Annotated in this window: 4 protein-coding genes; 3 read left to right on the top strand and 1 reads right to left on the bottom strand. The window is 49.1% G+C overall.

Annotated elements, in window-relative coordinates:
* Positions 1 to 82 precede the first annotated feature (82 nt).
* Positions 83 to 2,995 (top strand): protein kinase, encoded by a 2,913-nt coding sequence (locus Q0668_RS16400; RefSeq protein ID WP_298866580.1) that lies wholly within the window; start codon positions 83 to 85, stop codon positions 2,993 to 2,995.
* Positions 2,996 to 3,004: 9 nt separating this feature from the next.
* Here Q0668_RS16400 and Q0668_RS16395 read toward each other — a convergent pair whose 3' ends face one another.
* Positions 3,005 to 4,099 carry a serine hydrolase domain-containing protein gene (locus Q0668_RS16395; RefSeq protein ID WP_298866579.1) on the bottom strand — a complete coding sequence of 365 codons (1,095 nt, stop codon included), beginning with the start codon at positions 4,097 to 4,099 and terminating at the stop codon, positions 3,005 to 3,007.
* A 230-nt stretch (positions 4,100 to 4,329) separates the two neighbouring features.
* Between Q0668_RS16395 and Q0668_RS16390 the strand changes: the two genes are divergently transcribed.
* Together Q0668_RS16390 and Q0668_RS16385 are read left to right on the top strand one after the other, a co-directional pair.
* Entirely contained in the window at positions 4,330 to 5,451 is a 1,122-nt protein-coding gene (locus Q0668_RS16390; protein WP_298866577.1) for a mandelate racemase/muconate lactonizing enzyme family protein, read from the top strand.
* Positions 5,452 to 5,517: 66 nt separating this feature from the next.
* Positions 5,518 to 6,264 (top strand): SDR family oxidoreductase, encoded by a 747-nt coding sequence (locus Q0668_RS16385; protein ID WP_298866576.1) that lies wholly within the window; start codon positions 5,518 to 5,520, stop codon positions 6,262 to 6,264.
* Positions 6,265 to 6,306: the final 42 nt, after the last annotated feature.

Raw genomic sequence — 6,306 nt, 5'->3', positions numbered from 1 at the left:
TAAAACGGATGCTAGAATGTTACTATTGCACATATTGATGTTATAGATGCATCGAAGGACATGTTGAGTGAATTGGTAGAGAATGGCGGGAAAACTAACAGCCGAGGGCTTTTTGAATCTGGTAAAGCAGAGCGGTCTAGTTTCAGTAGATCAGCTGAAAAAGCTCCTTTCTGAATATCAGTCAAAAGGGATCAAGCTGGGAGAGCCTACAGAGATCGCTGAAGAGTTGATTCAGCGTTCCTTGCTCACGAAATGGCAGGCGAACAAAATCCTTCAAGGGAAGCATAAGGGATTTTTCCTGGGAAAATACCGCTTGCTGGATCTGGTGGGTAAAGGGGGCATGAGTTCGGTCTATCTGGCGGAGCATGTATTGATGCGTCGTCGTTGTGCGATTAAAGTGCTGCCGACCAAGCGTGTGAATGATGCTTCCTATCTGGCGCGATTTCATCGTGAAGCCCAAGCGGTTGCTTTGTTGGATCATCCCAATATTGTGCGCGCTTACGATGTAGACCATGAAATGGAAAATGAGTCCGAGATTCATTTTCTCGTGATGGAATACGTAAATGGAAAAGATTTGCAGGAAATCGTCACGAAGAATGGTGTGCTCGATTTTCGCGATGCTGTCAACTACATTCGACAGGCTGCCATTGGATTATCGCACGCTCATGAAGCAGATATGGTTCACCGTGATGTGAAGCCGGGAAATCTGCTGGTTGACCCCAAAGGAGTCGTGAAGATTCTGGATTTGGGTCTGGCTCGTTTTTTTCAAGAAGGCGAAGAAAAGTCACTGACAATAGCACATGACGAAAAAGTGTTAGGGACTGCCGACTATCTTGCGCCGGAACAGGCGATCGATAGTCACATGGTGGATTCCCGGGCTGACATCTACAGTCTGGGTTGTACGCTGTACTTTTTATTGACGGGGCACCCTCCTTTTACGGAAGGCACACTCGCACAGCGGCTGATGGCGCATCAGATCAAAACGCCACCACCAATTACCAAAGATCGGCCGGATACTCCCGATGATCTGGTAGTGATCCTTGAGAAGATGATGGAGAAAGATCGCGATCAGCGCTATCAGACAGCAACAGAAACTGGGGAAGCTCTTTATGAATGGCTCCAGAATAATACAAACGATGAATGGCGAAAAGATAATGCAAACAGCGGGATCGGTTCCGGTGTGGAATTGGCACAAACAGGGTCCGGAGTACAGGCCAATCAAAAACAGAACCCCGAACTGGCAGCATTCCTTTCCAATTTGAAAGAGGAATCGGGGATACAGAAAGAAAGCGGTTCCGGCGAGATCGAAGTTTCAAAGCAGAAAAAAAGCAGCCCTGCTCTGCAGCAGGAAGCAAAGCCATCATCGGGCGTTCGCGATTCGTCGATTGTGAGGCAAAAGAAAATCAGTTCTGCATCGACGCGCATTTTTTATCCAGCAGTTCCTGAACGACTTGCTGGTGCTGATGAGAAACCTCAGGAACTGGAAGTGATACCGACTGCCAAGCCTGCGAAAACACCTGCTCCAAAACCGACGGCCAAACCGGTTGCGAAACCAGTTGCCAAACCTACTGCCAAGCCGGTTACCAACTCGACTGCGAAGCCAGTTGCGAAACCGGTTGCGAAACCGGTGAAAAAAGCCGTTCCCTTAGCGGAAGCTTTGCCTGGTGACTCGGTTGTCATGGAAGCAGAAGAGGTGGAACCGGATGAAGTGGAAGCGGAAGTGGTTGAAGAGGCAGCTTCTGCCGAGGCATTGATGGGCAATCTGAAAAAGATGCTGCCCGCGATAGTGGGTGGCGGAATTGGAATTCTCCTGCTTGTGGGTGTCGCCTTTTATGCGCTGATGGGTGGCGATGAGAAGCCAAATCCTGACGGAAATGCCGTCGCTCCCGCATCCGCTCCTGTGAAACCGGCGGAACCGGAAACATTGCCGGAAGAAATCAAAGTTGGTCCTGAAGAAAAATACAAGACCATCAGCGCGGTTTTGAAAGATATACAGATTGTCTTCAGTAAAACCTTCGGTGTGGGAAGTGAGCATTACACGATTAAAGTTGCAGCTGGGCAGGAGCTAAATGAACGCATCAGTATAGATAATACCGATTTGAATTTTCCGAAAGGGATTTCGATTGTTGCTGAAGCGGGTAAGCCTGTAATCCTGGCGCCCGATGGTCCGGAGCCGATTATTCAGTTGCGCGGAATTGAAGGTCTGACCATTGAAGGTTTCCTCATTAAAGCACAAGGCAAAAAAGTCGCCATACAATTAAATGATTATCTGGTCGGAACGAAATTAACAAATTTGAAGATCAACGATTTTCAGTCGACTGGTATATTGGCGGAAGGCGTGACCGGGTTTGGAAATGATCCATTGCGGCTGGAAAACCTCAAACTCAAAGCGGGCAATCCGCAGGGGGTTGGCATTCACTTTTCCGGCGAGTCGAATAGTGGAATCGTCGTTTCGAATTTACGTTGCCTGAATGCGATGCAGAATGGTCTGCAATTTTCCTCTTCAGTAAAAGAGACGCATATTAAAGAATGTATTTTTAATGAGACGGCAACCGGCATACGATTTGAGTCACTGGGCTATATTTTCAGTAATCTGAAACTGACTAATAACACTTTTTTTATTGTGAATTCCGGAATTGTCATTACGTCCATGCCCGGGCCAGACAGTGAAGCCATTCAGATTTCCCGCAATTTGTTTGCGACGATTGAAGGAGCGGAGGCGACGGTGGAACAGCAGAATGATCCCAAACTCTGGGCGAAAATCTTAACAGCTCAGGAAAATTATTCTTCACGAACGGCCCCGTCTCCTGTGCCGGCCAACGAACTGGATCTGTTTAAAAACAAGGGGAAACGAGGCGATGCAAATTTAAGTAATTTTGTTTCGACGACTCCTGGTGCAGAGAAGTTCCTCTCCCCTGCCCCGGATAATCCTGCTCGCAAAGTGGCGGGTTCTCCCGGCGGTATGAAGCCCTACGTCGGAGCCGTGGCACCCTGATCGGGTGAATTAACTGAGGTTCAGGTCTTCATAAATCGCTTCGTTGATTTCTTTCGCACGACGCTGATGCTTTGGCTCACCCGGTCTGCCGTTAGCGACGAAGGCGACGACCAGTTCGCGTTCCGGATCGGTAAAGGCAATCGATGATTGGGAACCACCGTGCCCGAACGTTTTTTCGGAAGCGTATTTGCCAAAGCCATAGGGGACCGTTGCTTCACCGTAACGATTCGAATTGATGATGAAGCCGAGTCCATAATCGACAATATGTTGCAGCGTTAAATCGAACTTGCCTTCACGATGCCGGGATGTCATGGTTTCGACTGTTTGTGGTTCAAACAGGGGCATTCCCTGATGGAGCAGGCATTCATAAAACCAGCCTAGTTCTCGGATGGGTCCCCTGGCATTTCCTCCGGGTGAAGGTTTCAGGCAGCGCGGTTCTGCATGCCATTCAGTTAGTAGCATTTCCCCTTTTTCGCGCTGATAGACATAGGCCATGTTTTCCTGTTGTTGTTCATACACTTCCCGCGGCATGCCGATCCAACTCTCTGTCATACCCAGCGGTTCCAAAATCAGTTCCCGGATCAGTTCAGAATAGGGTTGGTTTGTAATGCGTTGCAGTATTTCTCCTAGAATAAACCAGCTGGAGGTCACATGGTAGCCGGCGGTTTTTCCGATTTGCCAGTTCGCTTCAAGGGGTGAATTGCAAATGCGCTGAATGATTTCCGTCCATTCGATGTCTGGCCAGCCGGTCTCCACCGGTCGGAACCCAGCGGTATGATTCAGGAGATGCAGTAACGTGATTGGCTCTTTCCCGAGTGTGCCAAATTCGGGAATAAAACGGGTCACGGGGTCGTGGATGCTGAGTTTTCCCTGTTCCCATAAGCGGGCGATTGCCATCGCGGTGAGCGGTTTACCTGCTGAGAGCCAGAGGTTGAGCGTGGTTTCTGTCATTGGCACGCCGGGGCGTGCCTCTCCGATGCCAGCGTCTGCAATGACTTCTCCCTGCAGAGAAACATAAAATTGCATGCCGGTATGCAACTGGCTTTCAATGCCTTCCCTAATGCGCTGAGAGGTCAAGGGGAGACGTTCTTCAAGAGTCGGCAATGGGAACTCACTTTAATATCTGAGAAGAAAAAATAGTATCGATGATCGAATATCGCTTGTAGTGTAAATGAAACAGCAATTCAACTGTTTTCAAAGCAGGATTTTGTCAGTAATCTCTGATAGGTGAGTGACTTTGATTCCTGAATGAAATGGCATTTGGTATTATTTGAGTGCGTTTAATAAATTGCGCAGAACAATACACTTACACTGCGAAGCGAAGAGAGCCTATCATGAAGATTACTGCGATCAAGACTTATCCCGTTCGGATACCCCTCAAACCTGAACGTCGAATGATTTCGGCGCTGGGCAAACACGATGTGTCAAAATACCTCGTGTTACGCGTGGAAACCGATGCTGGCATTGAAGGAGCCGGTGAAGCGACCGTGATTTCTCGCTGGAGTGGTGAGACGGTCTGGGGTGCTCAGGCGATTGTCGATCGCATCTTTACTCCCCTGCTGCTTGGCCATGATCCGTGTGATATTGAGAATGTTAATCTGGTAATGGATAAGATAGCGCAAGGGAACTGGTTTGCCAAATCAGCAATCGAGATGGCCTGCTGGGACATTAAAGGAAAAGAAGCAGGTCAGCCGGTGTATGAACTGCTGGGCGGCGCGGCCCGGAGCCGTTCCATTAAATGTCGTTTTTCGATGGGTGCCTACTCGCTGGAACAGGCTGAGCGTCGTACGAAGGAACTCGTTGGTGCTGGTTTTAGTACAATTAAAGTCAAAGTGGGTACCAATGTGGATGAAGATGTGGCTCGGGTCAAACTGGTTCGCGAAACGATGGGTCCCGATCTGGAATTAACGATTGACGCTAACGCGGGCTGGGATGCCGCCACGGCGATTGGCGCCATGCAACGCATGAGCGATTGTAATGTGGCTCTCTTTGAACAGCCAACGCCACGTGGTGATTTTGCAGCACTTGCGGAAGTCAGACGGGCGATTGAGCCAGAGATCATGGCTGACGATATTTGTTTTGATCTGGCAGATGCCAAAGAATGTATCCGGAATGAAGCCTGTGATGTGATCAACGTCTATCCTGGCAAAAACGGTGGTATCAGCAAAACGGTGGCAATTGTGGATTATGCAGGGCAGCACGGCATTCCCTGCAGCATAGGTTCTAATCTGGAACTCGATATCGCCTCTGCGGCCATGTGTCATTCGGTGGTGGCCTGCCCGAATATGAATATCGAACAATATCCCGGTGATATTCTAGGTCCCGAATACCATGAACTTTCGATTGTTAAAAATCCGCTGCAGATCGAAGGTCCTGTGATTACTATTCCTGAATTACCGGGATTGGGCATCGATGTGGATTGGGGCATTGTCGAAGCCCATTCCAACGATTCATAATCTGCAAGCATTTCACAAGTAAAAACACTCAACTGTCAGTCGAACAATTTATCTGGAAACTTACTCATGAATGAAAAGAATGTTGCATTAATTACGGGGTCAGCTACCGGAGTGGGGCGTGCCTGTGCGGTGCGGTTTGCAGAAGAAGGATTTGACATTGTTGTGAATTATTCGCGCAGTAAAGAAGAAGCGTACGAAACAAAATCGTTGGTGGAAGCAGAGGGTGCCAATGTATTAATCATTCAATGTGATGTGAGTGATGACGTAGCCGTGCAGGCGATGATAGGTGAAGTCGAATCGAAATGGGGTCGGTTGGATGTGCTTGTGAATAACGCCGGCACAACCGAATTCGTCGAGCACAAAGAACTGGATGCAATGAGTGAAGCGGCCTGGGATCGAATTCTGGGAGTGAATTTGAAAGGCCCGTTCTTTTGTGTTCGAGCGGGCGCACATTTATTACGAGTGAGTGACTTCGGTTCGGTGGTGAATGTGAGTTCGACCGCTGGAATCGATGGTCGTGGTTCGAGTATCGCTTATTGTGCGAGTAAAGGGGGTCTGAATACGATTACCAAGTCGCTGGCCCGCGCGTTAGGCCCCGAGATTCGCGTGAATTCAGTCTGTCCCGGCCCGATTGATAGTCGTTGGCTCAAACGGGTGATGACCGACGAACAACTGGCGGCTGAAACATCCGGTTATCCGATTCCCCGCCCTTCCCTACCCGATGACATTGCCGATACGGTTTTATATCTTTCGCTGGGAACGACGCTGACAACCGGTCAATTACTGGTGGTTGACGGCGGCAGAACCATGTGATCGTGTCGCAGGCTACGTTTTACTCAGACCGGTTCCAGTATA

The sequence above is a fragment of the uncultured Gimesia sp. genome (assembly GCF_937910335.1).
Lineage (GTDB): Bacteria > Planctomycetota > Planctomycetia > Planctomycetales > Planctomycetaceae > Gimesia.
Note: the sequence above shows the minus strand (reverse complement) of the source record. Positions and strands in the feature narration are given on the sequence as shown.

Coding starts and splice junctions, on each gene's coding strand:
- Q0668_RS16385 (WP_298866576.1), top strand. CDS start 5,518: ATGAATGAAAAGAATGTTGCATTAATTACGGGGTCAGCTACCGGAGTG.
- Q0668_RS16400 (WP_298866580.1), top strand. CDS start 83: ATGGCGGGAAAACTAACAGCCGAGGGCTTTTTGAATCTGGTAAAGCAG.
- Q0668_RS16390 (WP_298866577.1), top strand. CDS start 4,330: ATGAAGATTACTGCGATCAAGACTTATCCCGTTCGGATACCCCTCAAA.